This window comes from Streptomyces sp. NPDC034085, from assembly GCF_055575555.1.
The window spans coordinates 97,168-114,297 of record NZ_JBVISL010000003.1; the positions used below are offsets into that span (position 1 = coordinate 97,168).

Annotated in this window: 17 protein-coding genes and 1 pseudogene; 5 read left to right on the top strand and 13 right to left on the bottom strand. The window is 72.6% G+C overall.

Annotated features, from left to right (window positions below):
• Nucleotides 1-3: 3 nt before the first annotated feature.
• The 3 genes from ACZ501_RS10675 to ACZ501_RS10685 all read right to left on the bottom strand — a co-directional run bounded on the left by ACZ501_RS10675 (nucleotide 4) and on the right by ACZ501_RS10685 (nucleotide 1,957).
• Entirely contained in the window at nucleotides 4-1,266 is a 1,263-nt protein-coding gene (locus tag ACZ501_RS10675) for a hypothetical protein (RefSeq protein ID WP_468794056.1), read from the bottom strand.
• Nucleotides 1,267-1,399: 133 nt separating this feature from the next.
• The gene (locus ACZ501_RS10680) at nucleotides 1,400-1,702 is read right to left on the bottom strand and encodes a hypothetical protein (protein ID WP_468794059.1); all 303 of its coding nucleotides are present in this window, start codon (nucleotides 1,700-1,702) and stop codon (nucleotides 1,400-1,402) included.
• Between the two features lie 48 nt (nucleotides 1,703-1,750).
• Nucleotides 1,751-1,957, bottom strand: coding sequence for a hypothetical protein (locus tag ACZ501_RS10685; RefSeq protein ID WP_361600429.1), 207 nt, complete (start codon nucleotides 1,955-1,957; stop codon nucleotides 1,751-1,753).
• 258 nt (nucleotides 1,958-2,215) lie between these two features.
• Between ACZ501_RS10685 and ACZ501_RS10690 the strand changes: the two genes are divergently transcribed.
• Nucleotides 2,216-3,190, top strand: coding sequence for a helix-turn-helix transcriptional regulator (locus ACZ501_RS10690; RefSeq protein WP_361600432.1), 975 nt, complete (start codon nucleotides 2,216-2,218; stop codon nucleotides 3,188-3,190).
• 491 nt (nucleotides 3,191-3,681) lie between these two features.
• Here the strand turns inward: ACZ501_RS10690 and ACZ501_RS10695 are convergent, their stop codons facing one another.
• The 5 genes and pseudogenes from ACZ501_RS10695 to ACZ501_RS10715 all read right to left on the bottom strand — a co-directional run bounded on the left by ACZ501_RS10695 (nucleotide 3,682) and on the right by ACZ501_RS10715 (nucleotide 7,931).
• Nucleotides 3,682-4,062 carry a peptidoglycan-binding domain-containing protein gene (locus ACZ501_RS10695; protein WP_361600444.1) on the bottom strand — a complete coding sequence of 127 codons (381 nt, stop codon included), beginning with the start codon at nucleotides 4,060-4,062 and terminating at the stop codon, nucleotides 3,682-3,684.
• A 571-nt stretch (nucleotides 4,063-4,633) separates the two neighbouring features.
• Nucleotides 4,634-5,290, bottom strand: coding sequence for an ankyrin repeat domain-containing protein (locus tag ACZ501_RS10700; RefSeq protein ID WP_361600447.1), 657 nt, complete (start codon nucleotides 5,288-5,290; stop codon nucleotides 4,634-4,636).
• An 88-nt stretch (nucleotides 5,291-5,378) separates the two neighbouring features.
• Nucleotides 5,379-5,526: pseudogene (locus tag ACZ501_RS10705) on the bottom strand (IS5/IS1182 family transposase); the annotation flags it as partial.
• 188 nt (nucleotides 5,527-5,714) lie between these two features.
• Nucleotides 5,715-6,164, bottom strand: a complete 450-nt coding sequence (locus ACZ501_RS10710; RefSeq protein WP_361600450.1) for a spore-associated protein — start codon at nucleotides 6,162-6,164, stop codon at nucleotides 5,715-5,717.
• A 1,050-nt stretch (nucleotides 6,165-7,214) separates the two neighbouring features.
• Nucleotides 7,215-7,931, bottom strand: coding sequence for a peptidylprolyl isomerase (locus ACZ501_RS10715; RefSeq protein ID WP_468794062.1), 717 nt, complete (start codon nucleotides 7,929-7,931; stop codon nucleotides 7,215-7,217).
• A 291-nt stretch (nucleotides 7,932-8,222) separates the two neighbouring features.
• Between ACZ501_RS10715 and ACZ501_RS10720 the strand changes: the two genes are divergently transcribed.
• Nucleotides 8,223-8,729 carry a hypothetical protein gene (locus ACZ501_RS10720; protein ID WP_468794065.1) on the top strand — a complete coding sequence of 169 codons (507 nt, stop codon included), beginning with the start codon at nucleotides 8,223-8,225 and terminating at the stop codon, nucleotides 8,727-8,729.
• Between the two features lie 32 nt (nucleotides 8,730-8,761).
• Here ACZ501_RS10720 and ACZ501_RS10725 read toward each other — a convergent pair whose 3' ends face one another.
• Nucleotides 8,762-9,691 carry a PhzF family phenazine biosynthesis protein gene (locus tag ACZ501_RS10725; RefSeq protein ID WP_468794068.1) on the bottom strand — a complete coding sequence of 310 codons (930 nt, stop codon included), beginning with the start codon at nucleotides 9,689-9,691 and terminating at the stop codon, nucleotides 8,762-8,764.
• Entirely contained in the window at nucleotides 9,688-10,911 is a 1,224-nt protein-coding gene (locus ACZ501_RS10730; RefSeq protein ID WP_468795460.1) for an MFS transporter, read from the bottom strand. The genes ACZ501_RS10725 and ACZ501_RS10730 overlap by 4 nt, the downstream gene beginning before the upstream one ends.
• Nucleotides 10,912-11,104: 193 nt before the next feature.
• On the opposite strand from ACZ501_RS10730, the gene ACZ501_RS10735 reads away from it, so the two are divergent.
• Nucleotides 11,105-11,980, top strand: a complete 876-nt coding sequence (locus tag ACZ501_RS10735; RefSeq protein ID WP_468794072.1) for an ArsR/SmtB family transcription factor — start codon at nucleotides 11,105-11,107, stop codon at nucleotides 11,978-11,980.
• Nucleotides 11,981-12,671: 691 nt separating this feature from the next.
• Here the strand turns inward: ACZ501_RS10735 and ACZ501_RS10740 are convergent.
• Both ACZ501_RS10740 and ACZ501_RS10745 read right to left on the bottom strand, forming a co-directional pair.
• Nucleotides 12,672-13,178: a hypothetical protein gene (locus tag ACZ501_RS10740; RefSeq protein WP_468794075.1), complete on the bottom strand. Its 507-nt coding sequence runs from the start codon at nucleotides 13,176-13,178 to the stop codon at nucleotides 12,672-12,674.
• Between the two features lie 576 nt (nucleotides 13,179-13,754).
• Nucleotides 13,755-14,417, bottom strand: a complete 663-nt coding sequence (locus ACZ501_RS10745) for a TetR/AcrR family transcriptional regulator C-terminal domain-containing protein (RefSeq protein ID WP_468794078.1) — start codon at nucleotides 14,415-14,417, stop codon at nucleotides 13,755-13,757.
• A 161-nt stretch (nucleotides 14,418-14,578) separates the two neighbouring features.
• Here ACZ501_RS10745 and ACZ501_RS10750 point away from each other — a divergent pair, with 161 nt between their 5' ends.
• A complete protein-coding gene (locus ACZ501_RS10750) occupies nucleotides 14,579-15,505 on the top strand; it encodes an NAD(P)-dependent alcohol dehydrogenase (protein ID WP_468794081.1) in 927 nt (308 codons plus the stop codon).
• A 540-nt stretch (nucleotides 15,506-16,045) separates the two neighbouring features.
• On the top strand, nucleotides 16,046-16,285 hold the full coding sequence (locus ACZ501_RS10755) for a chaplin (RefSeq protein ID WP_361600477.1): 240 nt from the start codon (nucleotides 16,046-16,048) through the stop codon (nucleotides 16,283-16,285).
• 316 nt (nucleotides 16,286-16,601) lie between these two features.
• Here ACZ501_RS10755 and ACZ501_RS10760 read toward each other — a convergent pair whose 3' ends face one another.
• Nucleotides 16,602-17,000, bottom strand: a complete 399-nt coding sequence (locus tag ACZ501_RS10760; protein ID WP_468794084.1) for a hypothetical protein — start codon at nucleotides 16,998-17,000, stop codon at nucleotides 16,602-16,604.
• Nucleotides 17,001-17,130: the final 130 nt, after the last annotated feature.

Consider the following 17,130-nt stretch of genomic DNA (forward strand, 5'->3'; position numbering starts at 1 on the left):
GATTCAGCGGGTGAGCGATATTGCCTTGGCCTCCATGCGCGCCAGCGCGTGGAGAGCCGGTCCGGGCAGGTAGCGGTCGCCGTCCTGCTCGGGCCTGCTGGTGACGGCCCCGGAGAGGGCGGAGGTGGTGACGTCGCGGCCGAGAGGGTGGTCCAGGGCCCAGGGTTCGAGGTCCAGGAGTTCCATCTCGGAGCGGAGCCAGACACGGCCGCTTCCGGTGAGCCGGTACCAGGTACCAGGGGGGACGCGGACCCCGATCGTGGGGTCACCGAGGCGGATCACGCAGTGCTCGCCGTCCGCGGTCACCACCTCGATCTGCGCGTCCGTGCTGCCCGCCAGCCACGTCAGGCGGCGGCGGGAGTATTCGTGGCGGACGAACCGGCCGGTGCCGCTGTCGGCCCCGTCGGGTTCTTCCGCGCGGCTGCCGTCGAGGTCCACTTCGAGGACGTCGGAGGTGCAGCTGTCGGTGGAGGGCACGACGGTGAAGGACTCCGGGCCCGTCAGCACGAAGTTGTTGCGGGAGGACCACGGGTGGGCGTCCGCGCCGGTCTCCGTGGCCCGCCACGCCGGCCTGAGCGTCGCGTAGGTGGTGCTGCCGCCGATGGAGACGCGGTACCGGGCGGCGTAGGCGCCGTGGTCCTGGGCGTTGGTCTGCTGCGACATCCGGGAGAGCAGCAGGTGCGCGGCGACCGGCAGTTCGTGGCGGTTGGTGCGCACCACGGGAGCCTGTTGCGAGGAGCGCAGGAAGGAGACCAGGTCGTTGTCCGGTTCCCAGTCGGGGTTCTGGTCTGCGTACCAGACCGGCTCGTCGCGGGTCACCACTCCGCCCAGGCCGTCGAGGGTGTGGGCGACGCCCTTGGGGATGATCAGGACCCGGTAGGGCGAGACGGCCATCTCGATGGTGATCTCGTCGCCGAGTTGGGGCGAGTCCTCACGGCAGTCGATCAGGTGCACGGTGATGCGCTGGCCCTCGCCGAAGAAGGTGAGCCGGTCGTCCTGGCCGACGTGTATGCCGTAGGCGGAGTAGGCGAAGTCCTTCTCGTGGGTGACGTAGTCGGTGATGCCCGGCCCGTTGGAGATGCGGGTCACCCGCACGACACCGTTCGTGCCGTCGCTCTCGGTCACGTTCGTGGTCTCCAGCCGCGCTCCCGGCAGGCAGAACTCCATCGAGGTGACGTCGTCGGGCACCTGGAAGGTACCGATGTGGCGGCGTTCGGTGGTGCGGTCGAGCGCCGTACGCGGCCCTGCGTCAGCGGTTTCGAGCATGGTGGATTCCTCTCTCTTGCCTTCGTGGTGGTGGCCGACGCGCGGGCCGGGGTGTGAGGAGAGCGGCGGGCGGGCCGCTCACGGACGGGCCCTCGCACTGACGGGTCGTCGGACGGGCGGGTGTCCGGTGCCGTCAGCGGTACTCGCGGCCGCCACCGGCGTCACCGGCGTCCGCGGTGTCCGACAGCCGCCAGGCCACCAGCCGCGGCGTGTGGGCGACGGCCCGCAGGCACGCGGCGCGGGCGGTGAGCAGGGCCTCGGCTTCGCACGCGGCCAGGACGAACAGGACCAGGTCGATCCGGTCCCCGTCGGCGCGTGTCCACAGGTGCTCGATCCGGTCCGCGGGATCGAAGTGGGCGGTGAGGAGCTCCCTGAGGTCGCCGGGCGCCGCACACGTCCCGTGGGAAGCGACCAGCCGCATGGTGATCATGTACATGGAGCCCTCGTGTGAACCGGCACCGTCGGCCTCCGGTAGGGGTCCGTGTCAGATGACCGGCAGGCCGGCGCTGCTGCGCGGACCGCCCCAGCCGAACCCGTCGTCGGCCACGACCTGCCGCCCCTTGCCCCAGCCGAACCCGTCACTGGCGGAGGTCCGCCCGGCGGCCGGGGCCTCCTGGGAGACGGCTGCGGAGGTTCCGACGGCCACGACGAGAGCGGCGGATGCGAGCAGGACTGCGGCGACCCGGGACATGGAGGCTCCACCCTTCAGAATCAGCTTCTCTGCCTTGCTTGTCGCGATCACCCCGTTCTGTGGGGTGTTGCGTTCGATGGCATAAGCCTGTCCCACAACCGTGGCGGTGTCACTAGCCGCAGACGGGCGCCAATACGCCAGGCGGGGAGACGCCACCTCCACCCCCGCGGCCTTGAACACCGACCGGTCATGGGGGAGGTTGCACTCATGACCGATTCCGCCCCCACCCAGACCAGGAACTGACCGAAGGCAGACCGCATGCTGCAATTACTCGGACTCTCACCCCACGCCGAGACCGTCTACAGGGCCACCCTGCTCCACCCCGACCACGGCATCACCGACCTGATGGCGGACACCGGACTCCAGGAGAAGGTGATCCGCGCCGCCTTCGACGAACTGGCCGCCCTCGCCCTGCTCAAGCCCTCCGACCAGCGCGGAGGAAGACTGCGCCCCGTCAGCCCGGAAGTCGGGCTCACCACCCTGCTGGCCTCCGCCGAAGCCGACATCGCCACCCGCCTGGCCCAAGTGGAGACCGCCCGCGCCGAGATCGCGGCGATCACCGCCGAACACCTCGACACGCGCACGTCCGACAGCGCCACACGACTCGAAGGCCTCGACGCCGTCCGCATCCGGCTGGAGGAACTCCAGCGGACCACCGAGACCGAATGCCTGTCCCTCAACCCCGGCGGAGCCCACCGCCCCGACGCCCGCAACGCCGCCACCCCCCTCAACGAAGCGGCCCTGCAACGCGGCGTGAGCATCCGGGCCGTATGCCGCGACAGCTTCCGCAACGACCCAGACACCCTCGCCTACGCCCGCTGGCTCATCGAGCACGGCGGCCAGATGCGCACCGTACCCACCGTGCCCATCCAGATGATCATCGTCGACCGGCGGGCCGCGATCCTGCCCCTGGACCCGCAGGACCCCCGCAAGGGCGCCATCGAGGTACGCAGCACCGGCGTCATCACCGCCCTGTGCGCCCTGTTCGAGCTGTGCTGGTCGGCGGGCACCTCCTTCGGCGAACAGCCCCCCGCCAACGACAACGGCTGCACCCCGATCGAACAGGCCCTGCTGGCCATGGTCGCCGCAGGCGACACCGACGAGGCCGCGGCCCGCAACCTCGGCATCTCGGCCCGCACCGTCAGCCGCATGATGTCGAGCCTGATGGAGAGACTGGACGCCGCCAGCAGATTCCAGGCCGGCGTGAACGCCACGAAGCGCGGCTGGCTCTAGGGGTACCCGGCGGATCACGGCCGGGCCCGCAGGCCGGGGGCGGACGGCGTCAGAGGTGATGTCCCGCGCGGCGGTGATGCCGGTTCGGCACCGGGTCGGTCATCGCGGCGGTCGCGTCCTCGGCGCCGCCTGCACCGCGCGGGGCACCGCGCTCATCGGGCCCGGCGGCACCGCCGCCACCCCCCTGGGGTCGACAGTCCGGGCCTCGGAGGCAGGCCCACCTGCCCCGAAACTCCGGCGTGTGCGGCGCGAGCCCGGTCGGCCTGCAGAGCCGCGCACAGGCCGTGGTCGTCGCCTACGAGAGCGGCCTGCTGTCCCCCGGCCGGGAGCAGACGGAACGGTCCTCGTCCTAGCGCCGTGGCCGGGACGTCCGCCGCGCTGCGCGACGTCCGCCCGGCGGGCACCGCCGTCGGTGGTGCCGGCCCGCCTGGGCGGGCCGGCACCGATCGGTGATCCCCCGTCGTATCAGCTCACCGACCGACAGGCCGCTGTCACTGACCTCGGAGCTTGCGCCAGGTGTTGGGGCCGACCTTGCCGTCGGCGGCGAGCCCCCGGCTGCGCTGGAACGCCTTTACCGCGTCCTCGGTGGCCTTGCCGAAGTCGCCGTCGACCCCGTACTTGCCGATGTCGAAGTGCCAGACGTCCCTCAGGAGGCACTGCACCTCGCGCACCTTGTCACCGCGGTCGCCCCGGTCGGTGTACGGCGTGCCCTCCTCCCAGCCGCAGTACCAGCCGGAGTCCGTCGCGGCCGCCGTCACGGGCGCCCCGGCTCCCGCCGGGGCCGCCGAGGCGACACCGGCCGTACCCATCAGGACGGCGGCGGCCAGAGCACCACCGGACAGCAGCACAGCGGACTTCCTGGTGTTGATCATGATTCTCCCCTTCAACGCACATCGACCGGGACCCGCTCAACGACAGAGCGGGTCCCTCCCTTGCAGGAAGGTGCCGCTCCCGTCCCGGGCGCCGGGGGCGACAGGCAGGAACGCTACGTGTCGTTCCGGCGTCCGCTCGTCGCCCGACGGGTTGATCCCCCGCCTCCACCTTTCGCCCCGGTCCGCCGGACCGTGCAACCGAGGCATGAGGCCGCCCCGCCGGTCCGTACAACCACGGCAGCAGCACAAACCGGCCACGGACCCGCGACCGCCGCTCCGTCCACGGTTGTAGGAGGTGCCCACAGCCGGCCGTCCGAGCGGGCCATCGCGGTGAGGGTCCGGGGCCGGTCGAATGAGCTGAGCGGCCGAGGCATGCGGAGTCCGGAGGGCTTGTGCGGGCCGGGTGCCGGCGACGATGTGAGTTTCGCGTGCGCCCGATACGTCTCACTTTCACCCGTCGGGCACGTGCAGCGGACGTGATGTCCACCAGGCGGAGCTCATAGAGTGGCGCCCCCGAGTCGGGCCACCGACTCGCCGGCGTGTGGGTACGGGCGGGCACGGACCGGTCGGGTCAGTCGACCCCCTCGGCGACCAGCTCGGTCGACCGGACGGTGATGCGGTGATGTCGGCCCGAGCCGCCGGCGACGCGGCTGGAACTCTCGGTGACGAGGCTGTCGCCGTCCAGCCGGTAGCGGAAGCCGCCGTACATGCCGGGAACGGGGAAGTACATCTGCGGCTCGGCGAGTTCGGTCAGGACGGCCAGCGTCGGCAACCTCAGGCGGTACTGGTCCGCGAGGCCGTGACTGTCCGCGCGGATGAGCGCGTGCAGCCGGCCTTCCAGCACGCTCAGCGTCGCGGACGGCACGGGGTGGTGCACCACGGGCTGGAGCAGGCCCGCCACCTTCTTGTGGCCGCGGGCCAGGGCGATGTCCAGGGCTCGCTCCCCCGCCGCGGTCGGCAGAGTACGCCAGGCCCCGCAGCCGACGAGCACGGCGGCAGCGGCCTCTGCCCCGTGCCAGGCCGCCTGGTGCAGCGGGGTGAACCAGCTGGGGCCGCCCACCCTGGTCGCGTTGACCCAGTCGGGATTCTGCGCCAACTGCTCGAACACCTGCGGCCAGTCGCCGTCACGGGCTGCGTCGGCCAGTAGGTCCCGCCGGGTCAGGACGTCCTCGGGGTACACGTCGCGGCTGGTGACGCCGTCCCACCGTATGCGCTCTTCAATCGCCATGCCCCGATCCTAAGGAGGGCTGCACGAATGCCCCCTATCCACCTGCGCCGCCCCTGCGGGCTCCCCGTGCCGGACCGGCAAGGGCAAGGCGGCCAGCCTGTGCGGTGTCGCCGCTGACGTGGTCCGGCCTGGTGCGGGGCGTCCGCCGGGCCGGCGGCGCGGATCCGGGCGAGGGCTTCGGTGGACTGTGGTGCATTGCCCCACTGGCCCGGGAGGACCAGCAGGGCCAGCGGGCGCGACCGCCGCAAGCTCGGCTCCCGGGGCGGCCGGCCACCGGGGGCCGGCCGCCCTCGCCCCGGCAGAACTGGGCAAGTCTGCCAGGGCGAGCCGGACCACGGCGGTTCCGTGTGGTGGTCGCGTCGTAGGTCCTGCCCCCCGACGACCGCGCAATGACACGGAGCGTGGCGGTCAGCAGGGGGTCGGGTCAGCGGACCTCGGTGACCCGGTGCTCCTTGCGCGCGCCGCAGTTGGAGTTGTACACCTGCACGTGCACGTTGCTGATGCCTCCGCCCCAGTCGACGCAGTGGCCCTTGCCGTACACGTAGGCCGGGCCCGCGTACGACGTGTACCGACCGTAGTCCTCGCCCCGCTCCCAGGTCTCGGGGACTTCGATCCACAGGGCCATGTCCACGGCCGCGCCCGGGTTGTTGCGGATCGTCGCGACGCAGTTCTTGCCGTTCGAGGCGTTGTAGGTCAGGTAGACGGTGCCCAGCGAGCCGATGGCGGCCGAGTTCACTGTCTTGTAGGCGCTTCCGCATACCTTCTGCGGCGTGGTGTTGGGCGCGGCGGTGGCGGGCGCCGCCAGGGCGGTGCTGGCCCCCAGGGCCAGGGCGGCGCATGCGGAGGTCGTGAGGACGGAACGGGTGAATCGCATGTGTTTCCCCCTGCGGCTGCGGCTCATTGGAGTTGGTCGCTCCTGCATGATGTGACATGCAGGATGGCGGATCGGTTGCGCATCGTCCGCAAAATATGTGACCGCGCCGCGTCACCACCCCGCCCTCGGCCGGCTGACGGCCTCCGGCGGCCGAACGCGGCGTCGGGGCCACACAGGCCGACCTCACCGCGGTGTGCCAGCCGTCTGCGGCTACGCCCGCGCCGCTCAGTGGGGTCGCTCCTCACCGTTCCCGTCCCCGCTCAGGAGCCTGCAACTCGCCGGTCTCGCTGTCCGTGACCGAGGCGGACGGCCGGCCTTCTCCCGTCGCTCGGCGGCCTTCCCGACGGCGATGCCGCAGATCGTGCCGTGCGTGCCGTCCGACGGCTGTCGGCTGTCGGCTGTCGGCTGTGAGGTTTTACCTCGACCAGCTGCCCTTCGACGCCCAGCTGCGCAACCCCCAGGAGTGCCGTTTGTCTGAGAGACGTCGATCACCTGGCGTTCGCATGCGCGGGTGTCGGCGATCCGTCCGGTGTCCGCGAGCCGCACCGTCAGCGGGAGGTGGGGCTGCGTGGACGGCGCACAAGACACCCGGTGCCGGCCCTCGCGCCGGTCTTGGCCAGCGCACTTCACTGCATCCGCTCGGGGCGTCCGGGAGCCGTATCCAGCCGACGGCCAGACGGGGCCGCCGCACCATCCAGCCGCCGAACGATCCCGCCCTGGGCCCGCAGCTCGGCCTCGCACCGGCCACCCAGCGGTCCGCAGCGGAGATGAAGGTGACCCACGGCGATCGGCGTTCGGTGAGGGTGGGGAGGAAGCTGCTCATGCGGCATGCTCGCACCCCACCCCGTACCGGTCGCATGCCCATGGGTGGGGCCGTAGCGAGTCCACTGGTTGGGCCTGGGGTGCTTCGGCGCAGTCCGGGCACAAGGTCCGGAGTCCTGCGCTTCCGCACCCAGACGCTTCATCCGGGCGGCGTAGTCCGCCTGGGGTGGCCACAGGCGCACGGCATGCTCCTCGAAGGCGTGGCCACTCCGCGGTGCGTCAATGCCGTCAGGACGGCCGGACGCGGAACAGCTCGGTCCGCAACACGGGTGTGCCGTCGACCGGTGCCGGGGTCTCCGCGGTCGGCTCGATGCCTCCGGCGGCGACCTTGTCGAGTGTCGTCAGGCCGTCGGCGCCGACCGTGCCGAACACCGTGTAGTTCGGTCGCAGCGCGGAGTCGCCGTACACGACGAAGAACTGAGAACCGTTCGTGTCCGGGCCGGCATTGGCCATCGCCAGCAGGCCGCGCCCGTAGAGACGGCGCGCGCCGGACGGATCGGTCGGTGCCGGAGGCAGGTCCACCGGCAGCTCGTCCTTGTACTTGTACCCGGGCCCACCCTCGCCGGTACCGGTCGGGTCGCCGCACTGCAGAACCTTCAGTGTCGGATACGCCGTCAGACGGTGGCACACCGTGCGGTCGTAGAACCCGTGCCGGGCCAGGTGCAGGAAACTCTGGACCGTGCACGGCGCCTTGGCCCGGTCCAAGTGCAGCGGGAGCGGGCCCTGGCTGGTCGGAACCGTCATATCGACCGTGCCGCGGCTGGGGGTGCGCCGCGGGTCAGGCGGCAGCGGGACAGAGCGCGCCGGCGGCTCGTCCGGGGTCTGGGTGTAGTGGCAAGGGCCGTGTGTGGTGCGCGGGGGAGCTCCGTCGGAAGCGGTGGCGACAGTCCCCCCGGCCACGACTAACGCCACGGCCCCGAATGCGCTGATCAGTGCTCGGTTCATCTCGCGTGCCCTCCCGATGATCGCCAGGTCTTGGAGCGGTCGCAGTCTAGGGCGTGGGTTCGGTCCGCGGGAATGGCTGGCGGCAGGAGGCGTGCACCGCCCGAGGCGGCTGTCCGCACCCGGGACGGGCGGGCATCGACAGTGTGTACCTCAGCGGCGGCACCCGCGAGGCAGCACGCCCTCGGCGGCGAGGCGGTCCTTCACCTGCCGCAGCGTGACCATCACCAGCGCGTACCGGTCTACGGTCTCTCGAGCGCGTTCCACGACGCGCAGCAGAGGTTCCGGTACCGGATGGCCGCGACCGCCGGCGACCAGTCCGCCGATCCTGCGGCGCGCGTGTGGGTGCGGGGACGGGCCGTCATCGCACGCGGATACGAGGGTGCCTCCCTCGGCGTCGCGGACGTCCTCGCGGACCAGGCACTGGCCCTCTGCACCGACCGGCCCTCGCTCGGGCTGCTGAACGCCGTCCACGGCAAGCCCCACGCCGCCGCTGTACGCGGCGCCCGGACCACCGCCCTGACCCTCGACGAGCGCGGCCGGCACATCTTCGACACGGCCGGATCGTACGAGCAAGACCTGGGACTACGCGATGTCCTGGGGGCGGCTCCAGGTGTTCCGCTCCCTCCTCCTCACCCGCTCCCGGCGAGCGTACGGGCGAGCATCGCCCACGCCGCCACCGCCATGGACGCCCTCCCACCGAAAAGCACAGCGCTCGTACCTCCTCCGCCCACTCGACGCGCCCGGCTCCTTCGACGGTTGCTTCCACTGCACGTATGCAGCGACGCACCAGCCCGCTGACGAGCGTGAGTATGAGTCCGACGGCCCACACCTCAGCCGTGAGGGCCTTCGCGCCGTTGGAGTGGTGTCCCGTACAGCCGTCCCTCGGCGACCAGGGTGACCGGGCCGCCGACCCGTACCGAGCGGACCGCGGCCGGTGTGCCGTGCGCGGTGACCGTGAGGCGGCTGGGGCGGCCGGTGAATCGGCCCTGGTGGAGGGTGGTCGGGACGCCGTCGGCGATCCGGCTGTGCCGGCGGAGGTAGCCGGCCGCGCAGCCGGCGCCGCTGCCGGTGGCCACGTCCTCCAGGAGGCCGTCGTCGTGCCAGTGCCGTCCCTCGGGCACCGCGGCGTCGAGGAGGTACGCGTACCGGGCGCCGAGCTCCGCCAGCGGCCCGGCGAGGGGGCCGGACGGACGGGCCCGCGCCAGCGCCCCGTTCCGCACCGGCACTACCAGGTAGCGCAGCCCGGTGTCGACGACCTCCGGGGGGAGGTCGGGGTCGAGGTCCCCCACGTCCAGCCCGAACAGCCCCGCGAGCCCCGCCAGTCCCGCGAGCCCCAGCACGGGCGACCGTCCGAGGAACATCGGAGCACCCTGATCGAGTACGGCCGAGTACCGGCCGGCCGCTGTGCGCTCGGTGTCGACGGGGACCGTACGGGAGCCCACCCGCAGCTCCCAGCGTTCCGAGCGGCCGGCCCCGAACAGGTGGTGCAGGACGCCCGCCGCGCCGAGCAGCGGATGGCCGGCGAAGTCCAGCTCCTCGGCGAGGTCGAAGACCCGGGCCCGCCACCGGTGGCCCGCAGCGCCACCTGCCACGGGCTCCCGGCTGAGGAAGGCGGATTCGAACTGCCGGAACTCGCGGGTGATCCGCTGCATGAGGGCTCCATCGAGACCCCCGGCGTCATGGAACACGGTGAGGCCGTTCCCACCGTACGGTGCGGCGGCGAAGACGTCCACGTGGTGCAGTCGCAGCCCGCCCGTCACGGCCGCTCCCGCAGCCGGAGGGCGAACAGCAGCGGCAGGACGGCGGTCAGTTCGCCCAGCGCGCCGGTCCACAGCGCCGGGCGCGCTCCCCACCACTGCCCCAGTGCGCCCCCGAGCAGCGCGCCGAGCGGCATCACGCCCCACACCACGAAGCGGTGGGTGGCGTTGACCCGGCCCAGCAGCGCCCGGGGGCACCGCCGTTGGCGCACGGCGACCGCGGTGACCTTGAACGTCATGTACGCGGTCCAGCCGGCACCCTGCAGGAGGACGGCCACGACGAGGCGCGCGTCGGGCCGGAAGCAGCCCACCGCCGCCAGCCACAGCACGCCGCTGACGACCACCGAAGCGGCCATGGCCCGGCCCTCGCCGAGCAGTGCCGCGACCCGGGGCACCAGCAGCGCACCGAGGAGGCCGCCGACCGCCTCGGCGACGAAGACCAGGGAGCAGACCAGCGGGGACAGATGCAGCTCGCCGGCCAGTAGCACCAGCAGCAGGGCGGCGCCGACGGTGCCCCACAGGTTGGAGAGGGCGGCGGTGAGGGTGATCGCACGCAGGTCCCGGTCGCCCAGGACGAAGCGGAGCCCTTCGCCGATCTCGCGCCGCATGCCCGTGGCGGACCCGGACCCGGATCCGGCAGGCTCCGGCCGCCGCGCCTCGGGCCGGCGGATGCGGGCCAGGAAAAGGGCCGAGAACAAGTAGCTCAGGGCGTCGACGGCCAGCGCGACCGGCGCGGTGAGCGCGGCGACCACCGCCCCGCCGACCCCGGGACCGCCCGCCTGCACCGTGTTGCGGGTCGCCTCCAGAGTGACGTTGGCCCCCACCAGCCGGTCCGGAGGAACCAGTTGGGGCAGGTGGCTCTGGTGGGCGACGTCGAAGAAGACGGTGCACACCGACATCCCGAGCGCCACCGCGTACAGCTGCGGCAGGCTGAGCCGGTCGAGCAGGGCCGCCGCGGGTACCGAGGCCAGCAGGGCCGCCCGCAGCAGGTCTCCGGAGATCAGGACGGGCCGGTGCCGCATCCGGTCCACCCACGCGCCGGCGGGCAGGCCGACCAGCAGGAAGCCGAGGTATTCGCAGGCGACGAGCAGGCCGGCCTCGAACGGGGTGGCGCCGAGCGTGCCGATGGCCGTCAGCGGCAGCGCAAGCAGGGTCACTGCGGTGCCCGCCTGGCTCACCGCGTCGGCGGCCCAGAAGCGGCGGAAGTCCGCGTCACGGAGCAGCCCGCCGGGGGGCGGCGCGGGGGTGGGCGAAGGTGCGGGTCCCGACGCCGACGCCGACGCTGGCGCGGGTGCGGGTGAGGGTGAGGGGCCGGGCGCCTGCCCGGTGGGAGAAAGCGTCATGGGCGCGAGCTCACCAGCGGATCGCGGGCCCGGCGATTGTTTTAGCCTGGGCTAAAAGCTGAGGGGGGCGGGCATGGGTGCACTGCGGTTCGGGATGGCGGACCTGGCAAACCTGCGGTTCGCCCTCTCGCCGCTGTGGGAGACCGTGGCGAGCCGGGCCGCGCTGGCGGACCCGGGTGGCCATGTGGTCCATCTCCCGTGGATCAAGCGAGCGTCGGCGCTCGAACGGGAACCCGGCCTGCGCCGCCGGACGGCGGCCCTCGCCGCCTTCGGGCCGGCGGCCCGGGCCGGTTCGCCCGTGCTCGCCGTCCCCGCGCCGCGCTGCCCGCTGGCCGAGTTCCAGGAGGAGGCGGACGCCCTGCCGTCCGACGTGGCCGCGGCTGCCCTGGCCTGGTGGGAGGCCGCCGTCCAGCCGTACTGGCCGCGCGTCCGGGCCCTGCTGGAGGCCGATCTCGCCTACCGCGGCCGGCAACTCACCGAGGACGGCATCCACGAGGTGCTCGCCCGTCTCCACCCCGACCTCACCTGGGAAGGGGACCGGCTGGTCTCGTGGATCCTCGCCGACGGCCCGTGCGAGCCAAAGGCGGACGGGCTCACTCTCACCCCCAGCGCCTTCGCCACCCGGTGCCGCCTGCTGCCCGGCCGCCCCGGCGTACCCACCGCGCTGGTCTACCCGGCCCGGGGAACCGGCACCCTGTGGGAGGTCCGCACGGACCCGGGGACGGGCCTGTCCCGGCTCCTCGGCCGCAGCCGGGCCGGGCTGCTCGCCCAGACCTGCACCCCCTCGACCACCACCGGGCTGGCGGCCCGTACCGGGCTGACTCCGGGGGCGGTCTCCCAGCACCTGTCCGTCCTGCGGGACGCGGGACTGGTCGTCGGCCACCGCTACGGCCGCGAGGTCCACTACACGATCACCGCATTGGGCCAGTCCCTGCTCGAACGCCGCTGACTTCGTCCCCCAGGCCCCTTACTTGACGCTTCATCAGATACGACGATGCCCGGCGGCGGAGCAGGTAGCCGATGCGGCAGCCACCCCAGGGCAACGCGTGCGCCGCGCCCACGGGCACCACACCCACACCAGGCGGGAGGGGGCAGGCCGACCAGCGACGACGCCCTGTCCCCCTGAGCCGTCCATACAGCGCAGCAATGGAACCCGGCCGCCACCCGACGCGACCATGCGCGGCTCCCGGGTCGAGATCGTCCAGAACACCGACCGAGCCCTACGGCTCAACAAGGACGGCTACACCCACCAGGTCGCCAACGCCCACCCTGTGGGCCGCGCCGGGGTGAGGGAGCGGTCGACGAGTACGAGGCCGGCGAGACGCCTGAGGCGATCGTCGCCCGCGACGCCGACGAACCGGACTCCACCCCCGACGTCCCGTCGGCCTGCGCACGAGTCGTCCTCATCGGGTAGCGGTGCCGCCGGAGGGGTCCGGAATTGCCGCAGCAGATCGCCGAGGGCGACGAACGCCTGGTGATCGGGTCCGGTAGTCGCACCGGAGTCGGATCCGTGTGGTTCGCGAGAAATCGACAGGTGGGGTCCTTGCTATTCGGTGCGCCCCGGGGGGATCCTCTGGACCCTCATACGGTGCCGTCGTCCGGCCTGCCGAGCCGTCGACCGAGTGCCGGCGTCCGGGTGGTCACGCGCGGACGGCCGTGAGGTGGTACGTCGTGTCGACCCAGAAGCCGCCCGTCGTGCTGCCCTTGATCTCCAGGACGTACTGGCCGGGCAGCAGTGGTGCCAGACCGGCCCAGATGCCCCACGCGAGGTGCATGCGCAGCCCCACGGGGAAGGGCGGCGCGGTGAATTCGCGCAGGTCGAGGGGGACGCCGTTGAGGAAGGCCTTCGCATGGGCCACGTCGAGCTTCAGTGGCTTGCGGGAGTGCTGCTTCGTGTGGTGGATGTTGATCACCGGGAAGAACAGCGGTCGGCCGGCGGGCACCTCGCAGCGGCGGACCACCTGGCCGCCGTAGGTGCCGGCGAGGAACCACAGGTCGTCGGGCTGCTGCCAGCCGGCGTACTCGCCGGTCGTGTCGGCGACCGGACTCCGGTCGTCGGGGGCGGAGAGGGCCCATTGCCACCAACGGGCGGCCAGTATGCCGCCCTCCCGGTCGCCGAGCTGCCAGGACCCACCGTTCGATGCCACGCCGCCCACGGCCTCACCCTTTCTTCGGGAGCTCTCGCCCCACACGCCCTGTCGGTCGAGTGCACCCTATGGGGGTCGCGAGCGGCCGGACCGAGCGGGTGGTGCGCAGTCGTGGCAGCACGTTGCGCGGGAAGCAACACCGCCTTGTGGAACACTTCGTCAGCCGGAAAGTGGGGTTGTCCCCGCCGTTTGCGCGCCGTCGGATTGTCCCCGCAGGGACGCGGCCCCCGACGGGCAGGCCGTACTGGAGGCGGCCGACGCCCTCTTCGCCCGTTCCGAGAGCCGTGAGGAGCTGACGACGACCGACATCGCGGCGGCCGCGGCGGCACGGGCACCCTCTTCCGTGCCTTCGGCGGCCGGGCCGGGCTCCTCCGCGCGCTGTACGATGCCTGCTTCCAACCGCTCCGGCGAGGCTGTGGAGTCGCGCCCGCCGCCCCCTTGGGACCGCCACTCCCCCGCAGGAACGCGTGCCTCCCCCGCTCGGCGTGGTCCTGTGCTCCAAGACCGACAACCGCCGCCTGGCGCCGGCCCTGGAGGAGCGCGCGCGAGCGGGTCACCCGCTCGGCCGGCCGCCGTCTACGCCTGCGCTTCCGTGGCAGCAGCAAGGCGGGCCGCGAGGCCGTCCAGAATGAGGTCCAGGCCGTAGCCGAACTCGGCGCCGTACTCGTACCCGGGCTGGAGGACGTGGTGCTGGGCGAAATCGGCGAGGTTCGGGTACTCGCCGGCCGGAAAGGCTGCGAGGAAGTCACCGACGGCGATCTCCACGTCCTGCGGGGCGAACGGCAGCGCCGCCTCGGTCAGGGCGAAGCCGTAGACGTAGCTGTCCAGCAGCGAGTACGCGTGCGCGGCGAGCGCGTACGGGAAGCCGGCCCGCCGCAGGACGCCCAGGACGGCGTCGTGGTGACGCAGTGTCGCCGGACCGGGGTGGGCACGTGACTCCATCACCGCGGTGGCCCACGGGTGGCGGCCCAGGACCTCGCGGGCGCTGTGCGCGCGCCGGCTCAGGACCGAGCGCCAGTCCGGGCCGTCGGCGGGCAGCTCGATCTCGGCGAAGACGGCGTCGACGATGCCGTCGAGGATCGCCTCCTTGTGCCGGACGTGGTGGTAGAGCGACATCGGCTTCACGCCGAGCCGCTGGGCGAGCGCCCTGATCGTCAGCCCGGCCACGCCCTCCTCGTCGGCGAGAGCGACCGCTTCCGCCAGAACCCGGGCCCGGCTGAGGGGAACCTGCTGGGGCACCTGCGCCTCCCGCCTTGACGTCCTTGGCCGCAGGGGCCACTGTACCGTACTAAGTAAGTCGTACTTTGTACGGCACTCGTCGGCGAGGAAGGCGGTGGGCGGCGGTGGATGGTGCGGCGGCGATGGAGGCGGTCCTTCAGCGGGGGTACGGAGGCCCCGAGATGCTGAGGACCGAGCGGGTGCTCCGGCCGGTGCCAGGGGCCGGCCGGGTGCTGTTGCGGGTGCGGGCGGCTGGGGTCGACCGGGGTACCTGGCACCTGACGGCGGGCTACCCGTACGCGGTGCGGGCGGCTCTGGGCCTGCGGCGGCCGCGGGATCCGGCAGCGGGCCTGGACGTGGCGGGCACCGTGGCCGCGCTCGGACCCGGGGTGACGGGGTGGGCCGTCGGCGACCCGGTGTTCGGCACGGCGCACGGGTCCTTCGCCGAGTACGCGGTGGCCCGCGCCGACCGGATCGCGCCCAAGCCGGCCCGGCTGGGGTTCGAGGAGGCGGCCGTGCTCGCGGTGTCGGGGTTGACCGCGCTCCAGGCGCTGCGCGACGCGGGGCGGGTCCGGGCCGGGCAGCGGGTGCTGGTCACCGGGGCCTCGGGCGGCGTGGGAACGTACGCGGTGCAGCTGGCCAAGGCGTTCGGGGCCGAGGTCACCGCGGTGTGCGGACCGGCCAAGGCGGACCTGGTGCGCTCGCTGGGCGCGGACCACGTACGCGATTACACCCGCGAGGACGTCACCGCCGACGATCACCGCTACGACCTGGTGGTGGACCTCGCGGGCGCCAATCCGGTGGCACGGCTGCGCCGCATCCTGACCCCGCGCGGCACTCTGGTCATCGCGGGCGGCGAGGGCTGCGGGGCCTGGACCGGCATGGGCCGGCAGTTCCGGTCGCTCGCGCTGTCACCCTTCACACGGCAGCGGCTGACCATGCTCGCGAGCCGCCAGAACCGGGCCGACCTGGACGAACTCGCCTCCCTCGTCGACGCCGGGCGCGTCTCGCCGAGTGTGGGATCGGTGTTCCCCCTGGACCAGGTCCCGCAGGCCTTGGCCCTGCTGACGGAGGGCGGGGCGCGGGGGAAGATCGCGATCACCGTCTGAGGGCGGGGCGGGACACCGACGGGGCGGGGCGCGGTGCAGGCCGGGTGGCGAGAGCGGTCGGTGGTGTGGCGGCGGCCGCCTTCGCCTCCCTCGACCACCCCTCAGGAACGAGACGTGCTCCGGGTCGAAGCGGCACCCCCGCTTCTGATGCTCCGCGCGGTCGTCGAGCCGGTGTGGAGGGGCCGGCTTGGCGCTCCTGGCCTCCCCTCCGGAGCGTCGGCTGCGCCCGGTCGCGTACGACTGCCGGTCCTCGTGTCGTCGCTCGGGCGGGGCCGGACCGTTTCCGAGGGGCGGTCCGCCTTGGCGGTGTGTGCGGGTGTCGCCTGGTCTTCGTAGCGGACGGCCGGCGGACGAGATGGGGCTTCGTCACCCGCATCACCTTCGGTTGACCCATTGGAGGAAAGTCGGGGGCTAGGGGCAAGCCGGGGGTTGGACGGCGGCGAAGACGGGGTGTGAGGGAGCCAAAGACATTCGCGAGGCTTTCCCATCGGCCACGCGGGACTTACGCGTGGCCGGACATCCGCAGTGGAGGTTCAAGACATGGTTCGTGTACGACGAGGTCTCGCCGTGGCTCTGGCGGCCGGCGCGCTGGTCGCGGGAGGCGCCTCGGTGGCTTCCGCCGACGCGGGCGCCCAGGGGGTGGCCGCGTACTCGCCGGGTGTCGGCTCGGGCAACCTCATCCAGGTGCCCATCCACATCCCGATCAACGCCTGCGGCAACACCCTGAGCATCATCGGGCTGCTGAGCCCGTCCTTCGGCAACACCTGCATCAACGCCTGACCCGCACGAGGAAAGAGCCCCGGTCCGACGCCGTCACAACGGGGAGGCGCGAACCGGTGACCTGCCCCGGCACGGGGCGCACGCCCCGGTCTGGGGACGCGCTGTGTCCCAAGCCGTACCGGGCAGGCCGGCTGCGGGTGGCTGTCGGCACAGCCACCCGCAGCATCCCGGTGGAGCCGTCCCTGGCCGTGCCGACCGTCTGGGTGTGGGGTCCCCTCGCGTGCAGACCGCATACCGCATCGGTGACCAGTTCACGGACGATGAGCACGAGGTCCTCTTCCGGCGATTCCGGAACCCCGTGGCGACCTGCCGGCGGTCACCACTTGTGGTGGCAGTTCCAGTGGCCGGGAACCCAGTGGCCGACGTAGTGGCCGGGCACCCAGTGCTGCTTCCAGTGGCCCTTCTCCCACCATCCGTCGTGCCACTGCCCGTGGTGGTCCCAGTAGCCCTTGTGCCAGGTGCCCTGGTGCCACTTCCATTCCGAGTGGCCCTTGACCCACTTCTTGGCCCAGTGGCCGTCCACCCAGTTGCACCGCTCATGACGGTCCCAGCGGTCGCGCCGGTGGTCCCGGTCGTCGGTTACCACCGAGGCAACCGCTGACGGTGTCGGCGTCGCGCTCGCCGTGGCGGAGGCGCCCAGCACGGACCCGCCGGCCAGCACCCCGGCCGACGCCGCCGCGGCCAGCAGCCTCCGCGCGCGCATGGATGCGGTCATCGCGCTCACCTCCTTCGATCCGGTCGATCGTGGATTCGGTGTGCTGTGCGGCCCCGTCGGGAGCCTCACGTGAAGGTTTCGGGACGAATCACCTCATGGGTTGCGTCAGGGGTATAACCGGCACATTACT

Bases quoted from the DNA above. Each gene is read 5' to 3' on its own strand.
- ACZ501_RS10675 (WP_468794056.1), bottom strand. From the start codon at position 1,266: ATGCTCGAAACCGCTGACGCAGGGCCGCGTACGGCGCTCGACCGCACC.
- ACZ501_RS10680 (WP_468794059.1), bottom strand. From the start codon at position 1,702: ATGTACATGATCACCATGCGGCTGGTCGCTTCCCACGGGACGTGTGCG.
- ACZ501_RS10685 (WP_361600429.1), bottom strand. From the start codon at position 1,957: ATGTCCCGGGTCGCCGCAGTCCTGCTCGCATCCGCCGCTCTCGTCGTG.
- ACZ501_RS10690 (WP_361600432.1), top strand. From the start codon at position 2,216: ATGCTGCAATTACTCGGACTCTCACCCCACGCCGAGACCGTCTACAGG.
- ACZ501_RS10695 (WP_361600444.1), bottom strand. From the start codon at position 4,062: ATGATCAACACCAGGAAGTCCGCTGTGCTGCTGTCCGGTGGTGCTCTG.
- ACZ501_RS10700 (WP_361600447.1), bottom strand. From the start codon at position 5,290: ATGGCGATTGAAGAGCGCATACGGTGGGACGGCGTCACCAGCCGCGAC.
- ACZ501_RS10710 (WP_361600450.1), bottom strand. From the start codon at position 6,164: ATGCGATTCACCCGTTCCGTCCTCACGACCTCCGCATGCGCCGCCCTG.
- ACZ501_RS10715 (WP_468794062.1), bottom strand. From the start codon at position 7,931: ATGAACCGAGCACTGATCAGCGCATTCGGGGCCGTGGCGTTAGTCGTG.
- ACZ501_RS10720 (WP_468794065.1), top strand. From the start codon at position 8,223: ATGGCCGCGACCGCCGGCGACCAGTCCGCCGATCCTGCGGCGCGCGTG.
- ACZ501_RS10735 (WP_468794072.1), top strand. From the start codon at position 11,105: ATGGGTGCACTGCGGTTCGGGATGGCGGACCTGGCAAACCTGCGGTTC.
- ACZ501_RS10750 (WP_468794081.1), top strand. From the start codon at position 14,579: ATGCTGAGGACCGAGCGGGTGCTCCGGCCGGTGCCAGGGGCCGGCCGG.
- ACZ501_RS10755 (WP_361600477.1), top strand. From the start codon at position 16,046: ATGGTTCGTGTACGACGAGGTCTCGCCGTGGCTCTGGCGGCCGGCGCG.
- ACZ501_RS10760 (WP_468794084.1), bottom strand. From the start codon at position 17,000: ATGACCGCATCCATGCGCGCGCGGAGGCTGCTGGCCGCGGCGGCGTCG.